Here is a 20470-nt window from a genome sequence, read left to right on the forward strand (position 1 = left end):
GCTATGTCTCGGCCAAGAAATTAGAGTTTGAAGCTGATGAAGCCGCGCATTGCAGTCCTCGGTTGCGGATACTGGGGCAGCAACCACATCCGCACCCTCAAGGCGCTCGGCACGCTGCATGCGGTTTCCGATGCCAATCGGGCGCGGGCCGAAGGCTTTGCCAGCGAGCAGGACTGCCTGGCGATCGAGCCCGACCAGCTGTTCGTGCGTGATGATATCGACGCCATCGTCATGGCGCTGCCGCCGCAGTTCCATGCCGATCTTGCCGTGCGCGCCGCTGAGGCCGGCAAGGACGTGCTGGTGGAAAAGCCGATTGCGTTGACCGTGCCCGACGCCGAGCGCGCCGTGCAGGCGGCCAGGGACAATGGCCGCGTGTTCATGGTCGGCCATGTCTTGCGCTTCCATCCCGCCTTCGAGACGCTGAAGGCGCTGATCGACAATGGCGAGCTCGGCGAGGTCCGCTACATCCACTCGCACCGGCTCGGCCTCGGCAAATTCCACACCGAGAACGACGCACTGTGGGATCTGGCGCCGCACGATCTGTCGATGATCCTGGCCATCACCGGCACCGAGCCGATCGAGGTCAGGGGCGAGGGGGCGGCACTCCTCGACAATCTCAGCGATTTCGCGCATCTGCACATGCGTTTTCCCAACGGGCTGCGCAGCCATCTCTTCACCTCGCGGCTCAATCCCTATCGCGAGCGGCGGCTGACCGTGGTCGGCACCAAGGCAATGGCGGTGTTCGACGATGTCGAGCCCTGGGAGCGCAAGCTGGCCGTCTACCGCCACGCGGTGTGGCAGGACAGCGGCCAGTGGGCCTTCACCACCAACGAGCCATCCTATGTCGCGGTCGGCCAGGGCATGCCGCTGACGCGCGAGCTCGAGCACTTTATCCAGTGTATCGAGACGCGGGCCGAGCCGCGCACCAGCGGCGAGGAAGCCATCAGGGTGCTCCGCATCCTGACGGCGGGTACAGTCACGCACACAAAGTCCTGAGACCGTTTCGAAACTCTGCCCGTAAGGCAGATCGAAACTAAAACTGTCTCCGAGAGGGGTAGTGTTTACTCTGCGGGAATCTGCGCCGGCCTGGCTGCGAGCCGGCTGAGCATGGCTTCGGCCTCGGCGCCGCGCTCGGAGCGCTCGATGAAGCCGCCGCCGAAGACGCGGGCTTCGTTGCCGTCGTCGGAATAGAGCACGCAGGCCTGTCCGGGCGCGATGCCGGACTCGCCGTCGACCAGTTCGACAAAGGTGCTGCCGGCGCGGTGATGCAGCACGGCCGGGCGCGGCGGCCGCGTCGAGCGGACCTTGGCGAACAGCTCCATGCCGGCGGCCGGAATGTCGGACAGCGCGCGATCGCCCAGCCAGTTCATGTTGCGCAGATAGATCTTGTGGGTCTCCAGCGCCTCGCGCGGGCCGACGATGACACGGGCCCGGTCGGCGTCGAGATGGACGACGTAAAGCGGCTCGCCCGAGGCGATGCCGATGCCGCGGCGCTGGCCGATCGTATAGCGCAGGATGCCGTCATGGCGACCGAGCACGCGGCCGTCGATATGGACGATGTCGCCTGGGTTGGCGGCAGCTGGCTTCAGCTTGGCGATGATGTCGGAATATTTGCCCTGCGGCACGAAGCAGATGTCCTGACTGTCCTGCTTGGCGGCAACGGTCAGCCCCATTTCTTCGGCGATGGCCCGCACCGCAGGCTTGGACAGCCCACCCAGCGGAAAGCGCAGATAGTCGATCTGCGCCTGCGTGGTGGCAAACAGGAAATAGCTCTGGTCGCGGTCGGCATCGACGGGCCGGAATAGCGCGCGGTGGGCGCCATTGGCCCCGGAGCGGATATAGTGGCCGGTGGCGAGCGCATCGGCGCCAAGGTCCTTGGCGGTGGCCAAAAGGTCGGCGAACTTCACCGTCTGATTGCAAGAGACGCACGGAATGGGCGTTTCGCCGGCGACGTAGCTTTCGGCAAACGGGTCGATGACCGCCTTACGGAAGCGCTCCTCATAGTCGAGCACGTAATGCGGAATGCCCAGTGTCTCGGAAACGCGGCGGGCATCGTCAATGTCCTGGCCGGCGCAGCACGACCCGGCCCGGTGCGTTGCGGCGCCATGGTCGTAGAGCTGCAGCGTGACGCCGACGACATCATAGCCTTCGCGCTTCAAAAGGCCGGCAACGACAGACGAATCCACACCGCCCGACATGGCGACGACGATGCGGGTGTTTTGCGGGCTGGCGGGAAGGTCGAGGCTGTTCATGGTTCTTTCGTTCTGCGCGGCGCTTCAATGGCAGTGGCGCGAATATAGGTCAACCACACCAGCGGCGCCAGCTTTGCGGCGGTGCCGATTTTGCGGGAAAATTGCGCGCCTGCCCGCCGTTGCCTCAAATGCCGACGAAAAGACTAACGCGGCGTTCATGATCCTTACCTACTCATTAGGGTTCGCTTAGGCAATTTTTAAAGCTGTGGCGGTAATGTGGTGGGGATTGGGTCTTTGAGTTTTTAGTAGAGAGTACGATGACCGATCTTGTTAGACCGCGAGTCAAATATGTTATTGGGCCTGACGGCAGCCCTCTTACGATTGCCGATCTTCCGCCGACGAATACACGTCGCTGGGTTATCCGGCGCAAGGCGGAAGTGGTTGCTGCGGTGCGCGGCGGGCTTTTGAGCCTCGACGAGGCATGCCAGCGCTACAAGCTGACCACCGAGGAATTCCTGTCCTGGCAAGCGTCGATCGACGAATACGGCCTTGCCGGGCTGCGCACGACGCGCATCCAGCAATACCGGCACTAGAGCCAGGACCACAATAGAAAAGGGCGCGGTAACCGCGCCCTTTTGCCTGTCGGTAATGCCTGCTTCAGACCGTCAGCACCACCTTGCCGATCGGCCTAGTGGCGAGAAAAGCGTGCGCGGCGCCCGCCTGTTCGAGCGGAAACGCCTTTGCCACATGGACCGCAAGCTTTCCCGCATCGACCAGTTTGGCAAGTTCGACGAGGCCTTCACGGTCGGGCACGACGGACATGCGCTCGACGCGGATCCCACGCGCAGCAGCCTTGGCTCGGGTGGTGTCGTGGACATTGAGCAGCGACACCAGGGCGCCACCGTCCTTCAGGACTGTCAGCGATTGGTCGGCATGGTCGCCGCCCATCGGCTCCAGCACCAGGTCGACGTCGCTGACCTCGGCGGTGAAATCTCGCTTGGTGTAGTCGACCACTTCATCGGCGCCGAGCGAGCGGACGAAATCGAGTTTCTTCGGGCTGGCGGTGGCGATGACATAAGCGCCGTGCGCCTTGGCGATCTGCACCGCCAGATGCCCGACGCCGCCGGCCGCGGCATGGATCAGCACGCGCTGGCCGCGCTTCAGGCCGCCATGGCGGACAAGGCCTTGCCAGGCGGTCAGGCCGGCCAGCGGCAGCGCGCCTGCATGAAAGTGATCGATGCCTTGCGGCTTCGGTGCGATTTCATCAGCCGGGGTGACAGCGAGTTCCGCATAGGCTGCGGCCTGCTTGGGAAAATGCGGCATGCCGAACACGGCGTCACCGACCTTGAGGCCGCCATCGACGCCTGGGCCCACCGCCTCGACCGTGCCTGAAATATCCCAGCCCAAAGTGAAGGGCGGTTCGCCCAGCAAAGGATAGTAACCGGCGCGCACCGAGCCATCGACCGGATTGATGCCGGCGGCATGCACGCGCACGAGCACTTCGCCTGACTTGGGCGAGGGCGCGGGGCGATCGGCGATGACGAGGACGTCGGGTCCGCCGACTGAATTCTGGACAACGGCACGCATGGGAGGCTCCTGCTGGGGTTTCTGTGCCACTATCATTTGGATAGTAATATTCCCTTGTCCAGTATGTACCTTTTCCATATATAGGCACCTAATGGATAGTGATAATGATTGCGGCTCCGGCTATGACGCCTTCCAGCGGACGTGTCCTTCGCACGCCGTGCTCGAGATGCTGGCCAGCAAATGGGTCTATCTGACGGTTTGTGCGCTGCGCCGTGGCCGGATGCGCAACGGCGAACTGGCGCGTAAGCTCGAAGGCATCACGCCTAAAATGCTGACGCAGACGCTGCGCGTCCTCGAGCGCGACGGGCTTGTGCGGCGCGAAATCTTTCCGGTGATCCCGCCGCGGGTCGAATATGAATTGACCGAACTTGGCCAGAACCTGGCGGGGCTGCTCACCCAGATACGGTCCTGGTCGGAAGAGCATGTGCCTGACATCAAGCAAGCGCGGGCGAGGGCAGCGGCGAACCTGGACAGGGATTTGGCACGGGCCTGAAGCTGCGGCCGCCTTACGGGCCGGATCAGCAGCGCCGGAGCCTTTTGGCGCGCTACACGCAAAGCAAAGCGCGGCGTCAGGCGGCGCCGGTCGGGTTAAAACCCTGCCGTCAGCCGATCATGGCGCTGCGACCGCCGAGTTCCGCGTCGCGGATCTTGGTGTCGCGCGATTCCAGCATCTCGGCCTTGGAAAGCTCCGCTTCAGCTTCGCCGAGTAATGATTCGGCAGCGCTTCGCTGCTGGGCGAGGTCGCTTTGAGAGTTTCTGAGGTTATCACGGCGCAGACGCGCCGCCTTGGCGAAGGTCGGATAGGCAAAATGATTGATGTCGGTGATGCCGGCCTTCTTCTCCTCGGCGGTGATCTGAAGCTCCAGTTCAACGGCCATGCGCTCGAACTCGGCGATCATCATGTCGAGCTGCAGCAGCTGCCGCCGCTTCTCATTCACCTGAAATTGCTTCAGCCGAACGAGGTTTTCACGTGACTTCATGATTCGGTACTCCCGGAAACGCACACCTGCACATATCGTCCAATCCGCCCGCCAGGGCCTGGCGCCGCCCGTATCCACCGGCATTCCCCGAACTATGGGAAACAAATCCCTAAAGTTTTTTGCCGGCGGTAACCATTCGTTTACGCGCATTGTTAATCATAAGGGCGAGGACTTAAGGCCGGGTAAAAATTCCGGCTCCCGATACGGAAGCCGGCCAGCGAGTCCCTTGAGTCACTTAGTCCGACTTATTAATGTGTTGCATTAGCGATTTGGTTCTGTGATTCATCATTAGATTCAAGAGGGTGTAGAAAGGGGTTAAAAAATCTGGTACCGTCTTTGGTGCGGAATTAGGTTTTGTTAACCATTCGATGGCAGCCTCTGTTCAGGCAATCACTGCTCCGGTCCCGGATGGGTCGTGACATGGTCCGGCGGCAGAAAAGGGGAATGAAATGCGCGTTCTGCTGATAGAAGACGACAGTGCAACCGCTCAGAGCATCGAGCTGATGCTCAAATCTGAAAGTTTTAATGTTTACACGACCGACCTCGGCGAAGAAGGTGTCGATCTCGGTAAACTTTATGATTACGATATCATTCTTCTCGACCTCAACCTTCCCGATATGTCCGGCTACGAAGTCTTGCGGACACTTCGCCTGTCCAAGGTGAAGACGCCGATCCTGATCCTGTCCGGCATGGCCGGTATAGAGGACAAGGTGCGCGGCCTGGGCTTCGGCGCCGACGACTATATGACCAAGCCGTTCCACAAGGACGAGCTGGTCGCCCGCATTCATGCCATTGTGCGCCGTTCCAAGGGCCATGCCCAGTCGGTCATCACCACCGGCGACCTGGTGGTCAATCTCGACGCCAAGACCGTCGAAGTCGGCGGCCAGCGCGTGCATCTGACCGGCAAGGAATACCAGATGCTGGAGTTGCTCTCGCTGCGCAAGGGCACCACGCTGACCAAGGAAATGTTCCTCAACCACCTTTATGGTGGCATGGACGAACCGGAACTGAAGATCATCGACGTCTTCATTTGCAAGCTGCGCAAGAAGCTCGACGCAGCATCCGGTGGCCAGAACTACATCGAGACGGTCTGGGGTCGCGGCTATGTGCTGCGCGAGCCGGAAGACATCCGCGTCAGCGCCTGAGCGAACACCATCCGATTGAACCAATGCAAAAAACCCGGCTCAGGCCGGTTTTTTTGCTGTCCTTCTTGGCCGAGGACGTGCCGAGTCAGGCGGCAACCTTCAAGGTACGAAAACGTTCGAGCAGTTGCGGCCGGTTGAACGGCTTCAACAGATAACCCTGGGCGCCGGCGCGCTTTGCCTTCATGATCGAGGCAACATCGACCTCGACCAGTGAGATCAGAATCTGCGGTTTGATCGTGCTCTCCATGGCGCGAACCTGGCGAATGACGTCGACCGCTTGCATGTCCGGCAGGGCGCCGTCGACGACAATCACATCAGGCATCTCGGCAGCGCACATCTCGACAGCATCAAGTCCAGTTGCCGCTTCGATCACCACCATGTCGGAGCCGCCAAGAATCCGTTTTGCAACCTTTCTGATGACGCTCGAATCGTCGACAAACATGCAGCGCTTCATTTCCGGGTCCTCTTTGCCATGGGGCGAACCGGCGGCATCCGGGTATCGGGATGCACACTAGGCCGATCTGGTAAAGAAGCAGAAAAGCCGTTAGGTAAAGTTTTTACAAACATGTCGTTTGCAGCCCCATTCGGCAGGGGCGTTGCCGGCGCTGAAACTTGCCTGTTCTGAATTGCCGCAAATATCAGCGGGAAAAGATACTTGATTGTTCTTGATGCTCGGCGTCCTGCCGAACGGCTTCGCTCAAGCCGCGGACAGCACGATCTCTTCGGCGGTCGCATGAATCGAGATCGTCATGTTGGCCTCACGCGCCAGCAGCAGCGTGTAGTAGGGCTGGACGGTATGGGCGTCGATAGGCTCCTCGGGCTTGTTGCCGGAATGGAGCTCGAGGAATTTCGGCGGCACGCGCAGCATCGGGCCGCTTGCGGCAAGCGCAAAGCGCGGCTCGGTGTCGAGGTTTTCCAGCGTGACCACCAATCTGCCACCGCGCGGGATGGCGGCATTGGCGACGAGCAGCAAATTGAGCAGCAGCTTGACCTTGTTCTTGGGCAGCAGGGCGCGAACCCCGTTCCAGATCAATTCCGGCTTCTCGTTCTTCAGGAAGGCGATGGCGACGGACTCGGCATCGCCGGTGTCGATCATCATGCCCGCCGAACCGGCGGCGCCGAAGGCGATGCGGGCGAATTGCAGGCGGGCCGAAGCGTTTCTGGCGCTCTGCCGGATCAGTTTCATGGCGTCTTCGTCGGCGCCGCCCTCGTCCAGGAGTTCAAGGCCGTTGTTGATGGCGCCGACCGGCGAAATGATGTCGTGGCAGACTCGGCTGCACAACAAGGCTGCGAGATCGGGTGCGGAGAGAGAGAAAAGCTCAGCCATCGGCGAAAAATCCCTGCTAAAATTCACATCCTGGTGGCCGCGCGGCCGACAGCCACGCTCACCACCCGAATCACGCTCTCTCCCCCCAGGCATTCTGAATACACAGCGCCCGAGCGTGCAGCAACAATCCACAATTCTTGTGAGAAAAACGGCACTTTGCACAGGATGGGCGCCCGCGCAGACCGTCAGAAACAGCCTTCGAACCGCCATGTTCATGTGGGAGGTTAATGGTTGAAAAAGGATTACGGCATAGTTTGCCCGTAACAGTCATCCTTAACGGCCGCCTAAAGAGCCGGACGGGGTGCGAGGCGTCGGCGAAAGTGCTCCCTGACGGAGATTGGAAGCATGGTTTCCCGATTCTACGACCGGACGTTTGTCCGCGTCTTCTTCATGGCGATTGCCCTCATGGGCGCTCTCGCTTTCTCAACCTCTGCGTCGCGGGCACAGGAATACACCGCTCAGGAGATCGTCGATTCCGGTCACAAGTTCTTCGGCGCGACGTCGGGCGGTCTCGCCACCGTCGTCGAGAAGATTTTTGCCTCCTACGGCCTGCCCAATGGCTATCTGCTCGGCGAAGAGGGATCCGGCGCGCTGATTGGCGGCCTGACCTATGGCGAAGGTACGCTCTACACCAAGAATGCCGGCGACCATAAGGTGTTCTGGCAAGGGCCTTCGCTCGGTTGGGATTTCGGCGGCGAGGGATCGCGGGTGATGATGCTCGTCTATAACCTCGACGACGTCAGCAATCTCTACAATCGGTTCGGCGGCGTTGCCGGTTCGGCCTATGTCGTGGCCGGCGTCGGCTTCAACGTGCTGCAGAACAACAGGGTGCTGCTGGTGCCGATCCGCACCGGCGTCGGCGCGCGGCTTGGCGTCAATCTCGGCTATCTGAAGCTGACGCAGAGGCCGACCTGGAATCCTTTCTGAGCGATTCCGACCACACTTCGACCCGATCAACAGATTCTGACCCGGTGCAGCTGCGGCAAACCCTTGCCGCAGCGCTGGATTTGCGTCATGCGAACATGGCAAAGTCCAGACTTGGCGGTTGCCGGATAGCGGCCCGCCCGTAACGGGTAGTCACCTTGGTTCAGTCGATCCTGTTCTTCGCCCTCGGCTTTCTGTGCGCAGGCTTTCTGGCGCTGCTGGTCGCGCCGGCCATCTGGCGGCGGGCGGTCGCGCTGACACGCAAGCGTGTCGAGGCGTCGGTGCCGCGAACGCTGGCCGAGATCCAGGCCGACAAGGACAGCTTGCGGGCCGAGTTCGCCATGACGACGCGCCGGCTCGAAATCAGCATCAAGACGCTGCGTGAGCAGGCGAATGAGCAACTCGTCGAAATCAATCGCGGCCGCGAGGCGCTGAAGGGCCTGGCGGTCGAGCGCAAAGACAAGAAGCAGGCGCTTTCGGAGCTCGGGGAAAAAAACGAATTGCTGCTGCATCGCGAGCAGCAGATACAACAGCTGTCGGACAGGCTTGCACAAACAGAGCGCATGATGGAAAAGCGCGCGCTCGAGCTGGAAAAGCTCGAGCATATGTACGACGACGCGTCCTTCTCCTCCAGCAATCGTCAGATCGAACTGGTGGCTCGCGAATCCGAGCTGGAAAAACTTGCCAACGACATTTCAGTGCTGCGCGGCCAGCGCAAGGAGGCCGACAGGCGCCATCAGGAAGTCGTCGCCGAGGCCAAGGCCACGCGCGATGCCTTGAAGGCCGAAAAGAAAAGAACCGCTGATCTCGACAGAAAGCTCGAGCGTCTGCTCGCCACGCTTGCCGATCGCGAGGACAAGCTCGATCGCCGCGAAAAGGAACTGGCCCGGCTTCGCGAACGGGTGAAGGGCGAGGCTGCGGGAGGCGCCGCGGCTGCTGGCCTAGTTGGTGCGCAAGACAGCGCCCGCGCCAGGAACGAGGACATCGACAAGACGCTCGCCAAGCTCGAAGGCGACCGAGAGCGGCTCGAAGCCAGGCTGACGACGCTGGCCCGCGAAAACAAGCGGATGAAGGCGGAGCTTGGCGGTTCTGGATCCGCGAAGCCCGGGAATGGCCCCGGCAATGGCAATGATGCCGGTTCTGCCTTGCGCGAACAGATGAACAATCTGGCGGCTGAGGTCGTCCATTTGACGGCCAAGCTCGAAGGACCCGGTTCACCGATCGCCAAGGCGCTGGCGGCGCCGCAGGAAACGCGGTCGGGAACCACCAGCCTCGCCGATCGCGTGCGGGCGTTGCAGAAGGCAGATTTGCCGAGCTGAGTTTCAAGCCCCGGCTTGGAATTGCCTGACTACGCCTATCAGGGCGAAAAATGGTGCAGCGCAATGGCTGACGCGGCAGCGACATTCAGGCTGTCGAACCCTTCCGACATCGCGATCCGCACCGTCCGCAGGCGGGCAAGCAGGCTCTCCGGGAGGCCCTCGCCTTCGGTGCCGAGATAGAGCGCCAGTCGTTTCGGTCGCGCGGCATCACGAATGTCAGCCTCACCACGCGGCGACAAAGCGACCTGGCCGAAGCCCAACTCGCCGAGCTTCGCGATGAAAGCTTCAGTGTCGCCGAAGGACGCAAAGGGCACCTTCAACGCGGCGCCGACGGAGACGCGGATCGCCTTGCGATACAGTGGGTCGCAACAGGTGGCGTCGACGAAGACGGCATCGGCGCCGAAGGCGGCGGCATTGCGGAAGATCGATCCGATATTGTCATGGTTGGCGATGCCGATGAGAACGACGATCAACGCTTCGGCAGGCAAGGTGTCGAGCAAGGCCTCGGCGGGCTGTGGCGTGCCCTTGCTGCCGATCGCCAATATACCGCGATGCATGTGGAAGCCGGCGATCCTGTCCATGACGGCGCTTGCCGCAACGTAGACCGGCAGGTCGGCAGGGGCCTTGCGCAGGATGTCGTGGAGCCCGGCCAGCCGGTTTTCGAGGACCAGGACCGACTCCGCAGCAAAGCGTCCGGCTGACAGCAGGACGTCCAGCACCACCTTGCCTTCGGCAACGAACCGGCCATGGCGGCCGGTGAGATCGCGCTCGCGGATGTCGAGATAGGCGGCGACCCGCGGATCGCGCGCGTCGTCGATCTGGATCGGATCCATCAATACCTCGGCCGGCGAAAAATCGTCAGCGAGGTAAGGAGCGATCGGAGCCGCCAGTCAAGCCCTGCAGGTCAAGTCCCGGCGCGGCGCAGACGCGTTGCCATCTGGGACAAGTCGCCTATCCCGAAAATGCCGTCCAGCATGCGCAACAGTTCGCGCACCGCTTCGGACTTGCAGGAATAGTAGATCATCTGCCGGTCGCGGCGGGTCTCGACAAGATCGAGCGCCCTGAGCTTGGCCAGATGTTGCGACAAAGCGGACTGGCTGAGCATCACCTTTTCGGCGATGGCGCCGACCGACATTTCACCGTCGGCCAGATAGCTCATGATCAAGAGCCGCTTTTCGTTGCCCATAAGGGTCAGAAATGTCGCCGCCGATTCGGCATTGGCGATTAGTTTGGTCGAGACCATCGATGCCCCATGTTTTCCTGCTCATCCAAACGCTATGGGGGCAAATAGCGTTGGCTGCTATAATTCAGCTATGGATCACGCTGCTGATTCAGCGTCGCCTGAATCGTAGATGATTTCGCCCAAATCTCAAGACGTGCTTTTGATTCATGACGATTATCCTTGCGTAGCTGGCGCACGACCGGCTTTGGCCATGTCGACCAGAACCGGCCGCAGGTCGCGCGCGGTCTTCAATGGCTGCGGAAAATAGACCCTGCAAACGGTGTCGCCCGATGCCAGGTCCATGCCATCGGCATCGAAGCCGGTCATGGTCCAACCATCACCTTCAACCCTGGCGAAATGATGGGCATAGACGGCGATGGCGTCGAGATGGTCGGCATTCATGTGGTCGAGAGCGGATTGTTCGCTGGCGGCCAGCTCGTCGACGATCAACCCCTCGGTGATGAGATCGGCACGGTCGAGCAGGTAGGCCTTGCCGAAGCCGCCATTCAGCCTGGCGCGCTCCGGCTCGAGGCGAAAGATCGAGAAATCGCCGAGCCCGGCATAGAGCTTTGCCTTGGGATTGCGGTTGAGATAGCGCCGCTCGGCGCGGGCATGCGCGCTCGACCCGCGTTCCAGCGGCTGCGCCCGGCAGACCAGCGTTATCCTGGGATGCGCCAGCGGATCGCCCTTGCCGGGTTCGCCGACAAGCAGCGAGCAGCGCGGCTCGGCAAGGATGGCGCCGGTATGGGCTGACAGCGCCGAGACAAGGATCAGAGGCGTGCCATCGATGTCGGTGGCGACTCCGACCCTGGAGGCCAGCGGTGCGCCGGTCGACGGCTCGATCACCGCGAAGGCGCCGAACCGGGCGCTGCGGATCAGCGTTGCGGCGAGCCTGATCGCCTCGGCGTCCGTCGCGCGTATGACGTCCTTCTTCGGCTGGTCCAAAATGCTCACCAGGTAAGTTGATTTTCTAAATCCAGTTATTGGCCAATCATGCCGGCTTTGACAAGCGCTTTGATCTCGGCTGTCGAAAAGCCGAAGCGCGCCAGCACAGTCTGGGGCAGCTGATCGTCATCTTCAGGCATGCCGGCAAGCGCCGGCTGCGAGGCCGAGAAGCGTGGCGCGGGCGCGGGGCGCTCGAGCGCACCGGCTTTCACAAATGCGTGACGCGCCCGGTTGTGCGGATGATCCCTGGCTTCGGCCAGCGACAGAACCGGCGCCACGCAGGCGTCGCTTGCGGCAAACAGCGCGTCCCAGTCGTCGCGTGTCTTCTGCCGGAACCTGTCGGCAATGGCCGCGCGCATGTCCGGCCACAACGCCTTGTCGTATTGGCCGCGGACAAAATCCTCGCCGAGCGGCAGCAGCCTTGCGAAGGCGGCGAAGAAGCGCGGCTCAAGGCAACCGACCGCAACGTGGCGTGCATCCGCCGTCTCATAGCTATCGTAGAAGGGCGCACCGGAATCGAGCAGGTTGGCGCCGCGCCGGTCACTCCACAGACCTGCCGACATGAAGGCGTGTATGGGAGCCGCCAGCATCGAAGCGCCCTCGACCATCGCCGCGTCGATCACCTGGCCTTTGCCGGAGCGCGAGCGCTCGAACAGCGCTGCAAGCACCCCGGCGATCAGCATCATGGCGCCGCCGCCATTGTCGGCGATCAGATTCAGCGGCGGCACCGGCCGGCCTTCCTCCCGGCCGATGGCATGCAACACACCGGAATAGGCGAGGTAGGTGATGTCGTGGCCGGCGCGACCTGCGAGCGGCCCGTCCTGGCCGAAGCCGGTCATGCGGCCGTAAATCAGCGCCGGATTGCGCGCCAATGCAGCATCCGGGCCGAGACCGAGCCGCTCCATCACACCGGGGCGAAAGCCTTCGACAAACAGATCGGCCTTTTCGACAAGGTGCAGCAGCAGTTCCGTGCCTTTTGCCTGCTTGAGGTCGACGCGCAGGATGGAGCGGCCGTGACGGTCGAGATTGTACGCATCGGAGAGCGGCAGCAGGGGTTGGTCCGAACCGGTGCGCTCGATGCGCAGCACCTCGGCGCCCATGTCCGACAGCATCAGCCCCGCCAGCGGCACCGGGCCAAGCCCAGCCATCTCGATGACTTTCAGGCCGGCCAGCGGACCGGTCTTCACTGCGCCGGCCGCCATGGCCGTCTATTTCGGCGCCATGCGGATTGCCCCATCGAGGCGGATGGTTTCGCCGTTCAGCATCTGGTTTTCGACGATATGCAGGGCGAGCGCGGCATATTCGGACGGCTCGCCGAGGCGGGACGGGAAGGGCACGGCCGCGCCGAGCGAATCCTGCACCTCCTGCGGCATGCCGGCCATCATTGGCGTCTTGAAGATGCCGGGCGCGATGGTGCAGACGCGAATGCCGGAGCGCGCCAGGTCGCGGGCAACCGGCAGCGTCATGCCGACGACGCCGCCCTTGGATGCGGCATAGGCGGCCTGGCCGATCTGGCCATCATAAGCGGCCACCGACGCGGTGTTGACGATGACGCCGCGCTCGCCGCCCTGCAGCGGTTCGAGTTTGGCGGCACGGTCGGCGACGAGGCGGATCATGTTGAAGGTGCCGATCAAATTGATCTCGATCACCTTGCGGTACTGGTCGAGCGGATGTGGACCATCCTTGCCGATCGTCTTCACGCCGATGGCAATGCCCGCGCAATTGACCAGGATGCGCGCTGGCCCAAGTCTCTTTTCCACCTCGGTGACCGCGGCCGCACCGCTGTCGGCGCTGCTCACATCGCACTGGATGGCGGCGCCGCCAATGTCGCCCGCCACCTTCGATGCCCGGTCGATGCCGATATCGAAAATGGCGACGCGCGCGCCCTTGTCGGCCAGCGCGCGGGCGGTTGCCTCGCCGAGGCCGGAGCCGCCGCCGGTTACGATCGCAATCTGGCCGTTCGGGTTCATGCTGCATGCTCCGTGCTGTTCCGGGTCATGCTACGGAGGTCGCCGCCATGGTGCAACCTGACCAATGGGGATCCATCGCGACCGGTGCCGTGACCGATCCTGGAGCTCAGGCCATCACTGGTGCCTGCTCCGCGATCCTGGCAAGGCTGGCATGGCCGACCTCGCCGGAGAGCCGCGCCACGGCACCGGGCACGATCTCGTGCGACAGCAGCCGGTCGAGGTCGACCGGGCGCGGCATGGAGATCTGGCCGCGGGGGATCTTTCTGAAGCCGAGCGGGCCGTAATAAGGCTCGTCGCCGACAAGGATCACCGCCGGCGCGCCGGCCTTGGCGGCCGCCTCCAGCGCGATCGCCACGAGCCGGCGGCCGATGCCGAGATTTTTGAAGGCGGGCCGCACGGCAAGCGGCCCGAGCATCAGCGCGCGGCCGGCGCCGGCGGCGATGCGGGTCATGCGCACCGAAGCAATGACGATGTCGCCATCCATGGCGACAAAGGACAGCGAGCGCTCGTGGCCGCCGGTCTCGCGGATCTTGTAGGCGGCCAGCACGAAACGGCCGGGGCCAAAGGCTTCGTCGTTGATGGCTTCGATTTCGGGATCATGCGCCGGAGTTTCCGGCAGGTATTTCACGTCGGCAAGGCTCATGGTCTTCGCGGTCCGATAAAGAGGAAAGGTTGCTGCAAGCGGCAGCGTTCGCCAGTCAGCGCTTTCTAAGCGCGGGCGCCCTTTCGTCGTCGGTCAAACCGGATCAAGCCAAGATCGAACATGCGGAGTGTCCGCTAGCATCAATTTCCGGCGGCTGCAATCGGCTGTTTTCATCCGACGTTTCATACGAGTGACGCTCTGTTCAGCAGATGACGGCTTCGGCATTGCCGCCTTGCGACTACATTGGCCAAGGCACGCAAGGAGATTTCGTATGGGATTGCTGGTCGAAGGCAAATGGCAGGGCCGTCCGGCCAATGTCGATAGCAGCGGCAGGTTCATCCGCGCCGAGACGCAGTGGCGTGACTGGATCACGCGCGACGGCGCGCCGGCGCAAGGTCGTACGCGCGGCTTCAAGGCCGAGCCCGGACGCTACCATCTTTATGTCTCGCTCGCCTGTCCGTGGGCGCACCGCACGCTGATCTTTCGCGCGCTGAAGAAGCTAGAAGACATCATCCCGGTTTCAGTCGTGCATCATTTCCTCGGTGCTGAGGGCTGGACGTTTTTGGCCGAGGATGGCGCCACCGGCGACACGCTCTACGGCCTCGACTTCCTGCACCAAATCTACACCAAGGCCGATCCAGCCTATTCGGGCCGGGTTTCGGTGCCGGTGCTGTGGGACAAGAAGGAAGAGACCATCGTCTCCAATGAATCCGCCGAAATCATCCGCATGCTCAATTCGGCCTTCGACGAGTGGGGCGATGCCGCTCTCGATTCCTATCCGCCAGGCCTGCGCGGCGAGATCGACAAGGTCAATGCGCTGGTCTTTCCAGCCGTCAACAACGGCGTCTACCGTGCCGGCTTTGCCACCACGCAAGCGGCCTATGAAGAGGCGTTCGGCGAGCTGTTCGCGGCGCTCGACACGCTGGAGGGCCGACTGTCAAAACAGCGCTATCTCACTGGCGAGCGTGTCACCGAGGCCGATTGGCGGCTGTTCACCACGCTGGTGCGTTTCGACCCGGTCTATTTCGGCCATTTCAAATGCAATCTGCGCCGTATAGCCGACTATCCGAACCTTTCGAACTATCTGCGTGACCTCTACCAGGTGCCTGGTATCGCCGGCACGGTGAACCTGCACCACATCAAAATGCACTATTACGGCAGCCACGAGAGCATCAACCCGACGCGCATCGTGCCGGTCGGGCCTGGGCTCGACTATGGCGCGCCGCACGACCGGGCGCGGTTCAGGCAGGCGGCGTGAGCATCGGATTGACAGCCTACCAGTACGGCGATACCGGCTGGCCTTCAAAAACCTCGGCAAGCCGCCGCAGCGTCGCCGGCGTCGTGCCATGCGGCAAGCGGTCGAGCGGAAAGAAGCCTGCTTCGGCGATCTCGTGGTCCGGCAGTTTCGGCGCGGTCTGGTTGAAGGTTTCGATGAGATAGAGGCCGACATGGTCGCGGCGGCTGGAGCGGCGGTTGAAATGCATCGATTTCAGCACCGGCTGGGCTGTCAGCGCGATGTTGCCTTCCTCGGCCAGTTCGCGCACCAGCGCCTCACCGAGCGTCTCGCCGACTTCGACGCCCCCGCCCGGCAATTGCCAGCCGGGAACGTAGGTGTGGCGGATGAGGAAGACAGTGTTCGAGGCGCGATCGTGGATCAGGCCGCGCACGCCCAGCGTCATCGGCCGCCGCAGAAGGAAATAGAGATGGAACAGCCTTGCCCTGAGGCCTGCCCAGCCGGTCTGGCGAAACGCCTGCTCCGGGTCCGATATAGCCATGACTAGCGAAACCGTGGATGGGCAGGAAACAGTGAGTGGAAAGCGGGGAGCGCGTCGCCTATGAAGGAAGGATGTTCAGGCTCGCGCATATTTCCGATGTCCATCTGGGGCCGCTTCCCGGTGTAACCTATCGCGAACTCGCGTCCAAGCGCGTCGTCGGCTACGTCAACTGGCAGCGCAACCGCCGCCGCCATATGCACGATGCCGTCATCGACACCATCGTCGCCGACATGAAGGCGAGCACACCCGACCACCTCACCGTTACCGGCGATCTGGTCAATCTGGCGCTCGACGGCGAGATCGAGATGGCCAAGCACTGGCTTGAGACGCTGGGTTCGCCGGAGGATGTCTCGGTGGTGCCGGGCAACCACGACGCCTATGTGCCGGGCGCCTTCGACAAGGTCTGCCGCTCCTGGGCGGCGTGGATGAGCGGCGACGGCGTGACTGCGCCGATCGACCGCAACGCTTTTCCCTATCTGCGCGTACGCGGCAATGTCGCGCTGATCGGCGTTTCGACGGCGCGCGCCACGGCGCCGTTCATGGCCAACGGCTTCTTCCTCGAAGGTCAGGCGCAAAGGCTGGCGACAGTGCTCGACGCAACGAACAAACGCGGCCTGTTGCGGGTGATCATGATCCATCATCCGCCGGTGCGCGGCGCCGTCGCCCAGCAAAAGCGCCTGTTCGGCATCTCCCGCTTCCACAAGACCGTTCATAGGCATGGCGCCGAACTCGTGCTGCACGGCCATTCGCATCTGCCGTCGCTGTTCTTCATCGGCGGGCGCGGCGCCAGGATTCCGGTCGTCGGCGTCGCCGCCGCCGGGCAGTCGCCAGGCAGCAAGAACCCGGCGGCACAGTACAATCTGCTCGATATTGACGGGGAGAAGGGCAATTGGCTGATTCGCCTGACGCGGCGCGGCCTGACCGGGCCGGCCTTGCCGCCATCGGACCTGCAGGTCATTGAACTCGGCGCGCAGACACCGAGGCCTTCAGATCGTTGATCAGAAGCTGATCTTCATCGCCATCAGACGATCCCAAAACAGCGCGGCCGCCACCGCCAGGCCAACAAGCGCGCCGGCGGCGACGAAGCCCAGGCCTGCAAAGAAGGTTGACCAGCTCTTGCCTGGCGCGGCTGCTTGCAAGGGCGGCTCCGCTTCGACCACCGCAGGGCGTTTCAGGTCGGCGACGGCCGGCTCGACACCGCCCTCCATCATGCGCTGGCGCTCGACGATACGCTCCGCCACATAGCGCGTGACCTGATCGGCGACCGGTTTCATATCGGTCGATTCGGCGAGCACGACGCGGCCGATGCGGGTATCCCTGAGAAAGCGGTAGGTGCGGCGGTCGCGCCCCATGGCGACATGGCTGACGGCGTCGATCCACAGGCGGGGCTGCAGGCCGGAGGAGACGACGAAGTCGAAATTGTCCATGTCGGCGGGCACGTCGGCAAAGACCGGGGCGAGCTCGGCCGCGAGCAGATCAAGCCGCATCCGGTGCGCCTCGCGCATGTCGACCACGACATCGTCGCGATCGGCGAAGGCATTTTTCACATCGCGAACGGCGTCGGACAGTTTGCGGGAGGTGTCGATGGGGGTGATGTTTTCGCCAGTGTCCTTCATCGGCGTCGCCTCGCTGATATGGTTAATTGCGAGTTAACACAGGCGGCGGCAAAATGCACTGGCGAGATGCGGGGCGCAAGTAAGTTAGCTCGCCGCGGCCTCGAATGTCGGACGCAGGCGCCTGCCGCGGCGTGCCATGTTTCGGCGCACGGCCTGGGCGACCACATCAGGCACTTCCTCGACCAGCATATGGCCGGCATCGAGCACGTGATGAATATGAAAATGCGCCGGCAGACAATCAGCCTGGGTAAAGGGCAGCACCGGATCGTCCGTTCCCCAAACCACCATCACCGGCATGTCGAGGGTGTCCAGCTGTTCGCGGGGGATGACCCCCTGCCGCTCGTTCCTGGTCATGACGGCCGATATCTCAATCAGCTTGCGCAACTGGCCGGGGCGACGGCGTAGGTCCGCCAGGACGCCAACGATGCGTTCGGGCGGCGGGCTTCGCGGTCCCGACATGGCGGCAAGGCAGGCGCGGATTTCCCGTCTGTCGGCGGCCGCGGCGTAGCGGCGCAACAGCGGTCCGTTGATCTCGGGGCCAACACCGCCCGGCGCCAGAAGCGTCAGCGAACCTATCCTTTCAGGCTCGGCAAGCGCCATCAGGGAGGCGACCGCGCCGCCCATCGAATGACCGGCGACATGCACCCTTGCTATCCCGCGTGCGGCGATATCGGCGAGAACCGCTCGCGCCGCTGTTTTGGCCGGGCCGCTGCCAGGAAATTCGAGAGACAGTCCGTGTCCCGGAAGATCGTAGGCCAAGGTCCTGACATCGGGCCCTAGCGACGCGGTCACCTCGCGCCAGATATCATGGCAACCACCGAAGCCATGCAGCAGGACGACCGTCTTCGGCCCGGCGCCCCGCTCGGCAACATAGAGGGATGAGACCATGAAAATGTGCGATTATTGCAAGACTGGAGAGGAAATTCGAATCGAGGCTGGATTGCTCCCAGTCCAGACCGATGGCCAGTAAAGTTTTCGCGATCCGGAAAGACTAGCTGGCGTTGCCGAGGCCCGCGGCGCGCAGCGCCTCAACCAGCCGGTCGGTCAGATCGGCGGGATATTTGCGCTCGGCGAAGGCCGCGCGCGGATCGGCGGCGAATTTCGGGAATTTGGTGGTCAGCTCATCCAGAAGCTTGGCTGCCAGCTGTTCGCGGCCGGCAGCCTTGGCGCCGATCAGCCGCGCCGCCAGATAGTGCGATTTCATCGCCGTCGTGCGCAGCGACTCGCTGGCTATCGCGGCCTTGTTCATGTCGCCCAGCATGAATTGCCCGGCGAAAAGCCCAAAATCCCACCATGTCGGATGGCCGCTGAACGTCTCAACGGCATGGGTCAGGATGGGTGTTCCCTCGGCATATTTGCCGGCAAAGATCAGGCCATAGCCGTAAGCGGCAGCCATGCCGAGGTCGTAGGGGTTGAGCTCATAGGCCTTGCGCATCCAGCGGATCGATTCCTCGGTGTTGCCGAGGCGCGAGTTGAGGTAGCCGTAGGCGCGGTGCGCATAAGGGCTGGTCGGTCCCATCTGGATGGCGCGATGGGCGAAAGACATTGCCTGTTCGACCGTCGCGCCAGGCGGATAGGCGTAATGATCGGTGGCGGCCTCAAGGGTCAGGGAGGCCAGTTCCGAATAGACCAAGGACGATTTCGCACCCTGGCCGGCGAGCTTGTCCAGGCAGCGATAGGCAGCCTCGTGCGTCCTGGTGCTCTGGTCGAGATAGTATCTGTCGTTGAGGATCAGGCAGCTCGTCAGCCCGGTCTGAATGCCGTTCTGTTCGATGTAGCTGTAGAGCGGGCCGGAGGCGGGAATGGTCGAGCTGAGGATGGCGGCGATACGATCCTCGACGGTGCCAGGTGCGCTGTCGGCGGCCGTCAGACTGCGGGACAAAAGCACGCGGCCGGTCGCCACGCTCTGCAGTTCGAGCGTCACGTCACCTGCCATTGGTCCCGGCAGGACATCGAAAACGAAGCTGGTCGGGTCGGTGCTTGGGTCGCGCTTGCTGTCGGCGTCGCGGCCGATGAAGTCGATGGTGTCGAAACCGGCAAGGCCGGCGCGCAGCGAAGCGGCGACGCGGCCGGCCTCGGGGCCGGTGGCCTTCACGGCGATGTAGACGAGGGGCAGGGCCTCCATCGACGGCGATGCGATGCTGCTCGTTACGCCAGCGGTCTCGACCACCGAGGTCGGATCACTGCTGGCAAGCAATGCGCCGCTGCCCTGGCGCAGGATGAGCACGCCCAGCATGAGGATGACCAGCGTCATGGCGACCCAGAAGAACTGGAGATGGCGCGCCAGCGAAGGCCCAGGTTCTGTAACCCCCGCGGCCGTCGCGCCAGCGGGAACGGCGTCAAGAGCCGTCTGGTCGGGCGATCCGGGCAAGGCGGCTACCGCCGCCGCAAGCGGCTCCTGCCCAACCGGCAGGCGTATGGCGTTGAGCTCATAGGACGGCACGTAGCCGCCGCGCGGAATGGCAATGCGAACCGGTTCGGCTATTCCTTCATTGGCGAAATAATGCTGGAGAAGTTCGCGCAGCCGGCCTGCCTGCACCCGGACAACGGCGTCGGTCGACGAATCGAAATCGCCGTCCTTGCCGAAGACGTCCATGGCGATGGAGAAACCCTTGAGCCTGTCGGCTTCGCCGGCCTGCTCGCGCTCAACAAGATAGCGCAGCAACTTGCGCGCGCGCTCGGAACGTCCGAACGTTTCGCTGGCGAGCAGTCGCTCCAGTGTCTCGCGCACTGCGGGGGCGGCAGGCGTGGCATGCTGCAAGTGTCGATCCTCTCGAAGTCGGCACAGGTTGAGGCGCAATCATATAGAGCCTGCACTTCCATAC

The 20470-nt window shown here is 63.0% G+C and carries 23 protein-coding genes; 8 read left to right on the forward strand and 15 right to left on the reverse strand.

The annotated features are described in order from the left end of the window. Positions 1–36: 36 nt before the first annotated feature. Positions 37–996: a Gfo/Idh/MocA family protein gene (locus ACYG9Y_RS03030; RefSeq protein WP_023737767.1), complete on the forward strand. Its 960-nt coding sequence runs from the start codon at positions 37–39 to the stop codon at positions 994–996. Between the two features lie 65 nt (positions 997–1061). Here ACYG9Y_RS03030 and mnmA read toward each other — a convergent pair whose 3' ends face one another. After that, the gene (gene mnmA, locus ACYG9Y_RS03035; RefSeq protein ID WP_023683624.1) at positions 1062–2252 is read right to left on the reverse strand and encodes a tRNA 2-thiouridine(34) synthase MnmA; all 1191 of its coding nucleotides are present in this window, start codon (positions 2250–2252) and stop codon (positions 1062–1064) included. 257 nt (positions 2253–2509) lie between these two features. Here mnmA and sciP point away from each other — a divergent pair, with 257 nt between their 5' ends. Further along, positions 2510–2785 (forward strand): CtrA inhibitor SciP, encoded by a 276-nt coding sequence (gene sciP / locus ACYG9Y_RS03040; RefSeq protein ID WP_013529904.1) that lies wholly within the window; start codon positions 2510–2512, stop codon positions 2783–2785. A 64-nt stretch (positions 2786–2849) separates the two neighbouring features. On the opposite strand, the gene ACYG9Y_RS03045 is transcribed toward sciP, so the two are convergent. Then, on the reverse strand, positions 2850–3779 hold the full coding sequence (locus ACYG9Y_RS03045; protein ID WP_023737768.1) for an NADP-dependent oxidoreductase: 930 nt from the start codon (positions 3777–3779) through the stop codon (positions 2850–2852). Between the two features lie 91 nt (positions 3780–3870). Here ACYG9Y_RS03045 and ACYG9Y_RS03050 point away from each other — a divergent pair, with 91 nt between their 5' ends. Further along, positions 3871–4272 (forward strand): winged helix-turn-helix transcriptional regulator, encoded by a 402-nt coding sequence (locus ACYG9Y_RS03050; RefSeq protein ID WP_023691645.1) that lies wholly within the window; start codon positions 3871–3873, stop codon positions 4270–4272. 109 nt (positions 4273–4381) lie between these two features. Here ACYG9Y_RS03050 and ACYG9Y_RS03055 read toward each other — a convergent pair whose 3' ends face one another. Continuing rightward, the gene (locus ACYG9Y_RS03055; RefSeq protein WP_023669945.1) at positions 4382–4759 is read right to left on the reverse strand and encodes a flagellar export protein FliJ; all 378 of its coding nucleotides are present in this window, start codon (positions 4757–4759) and stop codon (positions 4382–4384) included. Positions 4760–5208: 449 nt separating this feature from the next. Here ACYG9Y_RS03055 and ctrA point away from each other — a divergent pair, with 449 nt between their 5' ends. After that, positions 5209–5904, forward strand: coding sequence for a response regulator transcription factor CtrA (ctrA, locus tag ACYG9Y_RS03060; protein ID WP_006203583.1), 696 nt, complete (start codon positions 5209–5211; stop codon positions 5902–5904). Between the two features lie 85 nt (positions 5905–5989). On the opposite strand, the gene ACYG9Y_RS03065 is transcribed toward ctrA, so the two are convergent. Together ACYG9Y_RS03065 and chpT are read right to left on the reverse strand one after the other, a co-directional pair. Beyond that, positions 5990–6358: a response regulator transcription factor gene (locus tag ACYG9Y_RS03065; RefSeq protein WP_023669946.1), complete on the reverse strand. Its 369-nt coding sequence runs from the start codon at positions 6356–6358 to the stop codon at positions 5990–5992. A 243-nt stretch (positions 6359–6601) separates the two neighbouring features. Then, on the reverse strand, positions 6602–7231 hold the full coding sequence (gene chpT / locus ACYG9Y_RS03070; protein WP_023669947.1) for a histidine phosphotransferase ChpT: 630 nt from the start codon (positions 7229–7231) through the stop codon (positions 6602–6604). 390 nt (positions 7232–7621) lie between these two features. Between chpT and ACYG9Y_RS03075 the strand changes: the two genes are divergently transcribed. Both ACYG9Y_RS03075 and ACYG9Y_RS03080 read left to right on the forward strand, forming a co-directional pair. Then, complete coding sequence (locus tag ACYG9Y_RS03075; RefSeq protein ID WP_245259859.1) at positions 7622–8158, forward strand: DUF1134 domain-containing protein; 537 nt, start codon at positions 7622–7624, stop codon at positions 8156–8158. 155 nt (positions 8159–8313) lie between these two features. Continuing rightward, positions 8314–9474: a coiled-coil domain-containing protein gene (locus ACYG9Y_RS03080; protein ID WP_023737769.1), complete on the forward strand. Its 1161-nt coding sequence runs from the start codon at positions 8314–8316 to the stop codon at positions 9472–9474. A 38-nt stretch (positions 9475–9512) separates the two neighbouring features. Here the strand turns inward: ACYG9Y_RS03080 and ACYG9Y_RS03085 are convergent, their stop codons facing one another. The 6 genes from ACYG9Y_RS03085 to ACYG9Y_RS03110 all read right to left on the reverse strand — a co-directional run bounded on the left by ACYG9Y_RS03085 (position 9513) and on the right by ACYG9Y_RS03110 (position 14254). Then, positions 9513–10307, reverse strand: coding sequence for a TrmH family RNA methyltransferase (locus ACYG9Y_RS03085; RefSeq protein ID WP_023737770.1), 795 nt, complete (start codon positions 10305–10307; stop codon positions 9513–9515). A 71-nt stretch (positions 10308–10378) separates the two neighbouring features. Beyond that, positions 10379–10717 carry an ArsR/SmtB family transcription factor gene (locus ACYG9Y_RS03090; RefSeq protein ID WP_023669951.1) on the reverse strand — a complete coding sequence of 113 codons (339 nt, stop codon included), beginning with the start codon at positions 10715–10717 and terminating at the stop codon, positions 10379–10381. A 153-nt stretch (positions 10718–10870) separates the two neighbouring features. Then, on the reverse strand, positions 10871–11641 hold the full coding sequence (locus tag ACYG9Y_RS03095) for a HugZ family pyridoxamine 5'-phosphate oxidase (protein WP_023705952.1): 771 nt from the start codon (positions 11639–11641) through the stop codon (positions 10871–10873). A gap of 35 nt (positions 11642–11676) precedes the next feature. Beyond that, a complete protein-coding gene (locus tag ACYG9Y_RS03100; protein ID WP_023705951.1) occupies positions 11677–12843 on the reverse strand; it encodes a CaiB/BaiF CoA transferase family protein in 1167 nt (388 codons plus the stop codon). A gap of 6 nt (positions 12844–12849) precedes the next feature. After that, on the reverse strand, positions 12850–13611 hold the full coding sequence (locus ACYG9Y_RS03105; protein ID WP_023705950.1) for a 3-hydroxyacyl-CoA dehydrogenase: 762 nt from the start codon (positions 13609–13611) through the stop codon (positions 12850–12852). Positions 13612–13717: 106 nt separating this feature from the next. Beyond that, on the reverse strand, positions 13718–14254 hold the full coding sequence (locus tag ACYG9Y_RS03110) for a GNAT family N-acetyltransferase (protein ID WP_023669955.1): 537 nt from the start codon (positions 14252–14254) through the stop codon (positions 13718–13720). Positions 14255–14525: 271 nt separating this feature from the next. On the opposite strand from ACYG9Y_RS03110, the gene ACYG9Y_RS03115 reads away from it, so the two are divergent. Beyond that, positions 14526–15512 (forward strand): glutathione S-transferase family protein, encoded by a 987-nt coding sequence (locus tag ACYG9Y_RS03115; RefSeq protein ID WP_023705949.1) that lies wholly within the window; start codon positions 14526–14528, stop codon positions 15510–15512. A 16-nt stretch (positions 15513–15528) separates the two neighbouring features. On the opposite strand, the gene ACYG9Y_RS03120 is transcribed toward ACYG9Y_RS03115, so the two are convergent. Continuing rightward, entirely contained in the window at positions 15529–16029 is a 501-nt protein-coding gene (locus ACYG9Y_RS03120; RefSeq protein WP_031195895.1) for an NUDIX domain-containing protein, read from the reverse strand. A gap of 71 nt (positions 16030–16100) precedes the next feature. Here ACYG9Y_RS03120 and ACYG9Y_RS03125 point away from each other — a divergent pair, with 71 nt between their 5' ends. Further along, a complete protein-coding gene (locus ACYG9Y_RS03125) occupies positions 16101–17027 on the forward strand; it encodes a metallophosphoesterase family protein (RefSeq protein ID WP_023695843.1) in 927 nt (308 codons plus the stop codon). Here the strand turns inward: ACYG9Y_RS03125 and ACYG9Y_RS03130 are convergent, their stop codons facing one another. The 3 genes from ACYG9Y_RS03130 to ACYG9Y_RS03140 all read right to left on the reverse strand — a co-directional run bounded on the left by ACYG9Y_RS03130 (position 17028) and on the right by ACYG9Y_RS03140 (position 20406). Then, positions 17028–17645, reverse strand: coding sequence for a hypothetical protein (locus ACYG9Y_RS03130; RefSeq protein WP_023686189.1), 618 nt, complete (start codon positions 17643–17645; stop codon positions 17028–17030). It lies immediately after the preceding gene. A gap of 84 nt (positions 17646–17729) precedes the next feature. Continuing rightward, a complete protein-coding gene (locus ACYG9Y_RS03135; RefSeq protein WP_023686188.1) occupies positions 17730–18533 on the reverse strand; it encodes an alpha/beta fold hydrolase in 804 nt (267 codons plus the stop codon). Positions 18534–18636: 103 nt separating this feature from the next. Next, positions 18637–20406, reverse strand: coding sequence for a tetratricopeptide repeat protein (locus ACYG9Y_RS03140; RefSeq protein ID WP_023737772.1), 1770 nt, complete (start codon positions 20404–20406; stop codon positions 18637–18639). Positions 20407–20470: the final 64 nt, after the last annotated feature.

Source organism: Mesorhizobium sp. W050, assembly GCF_054719535.1.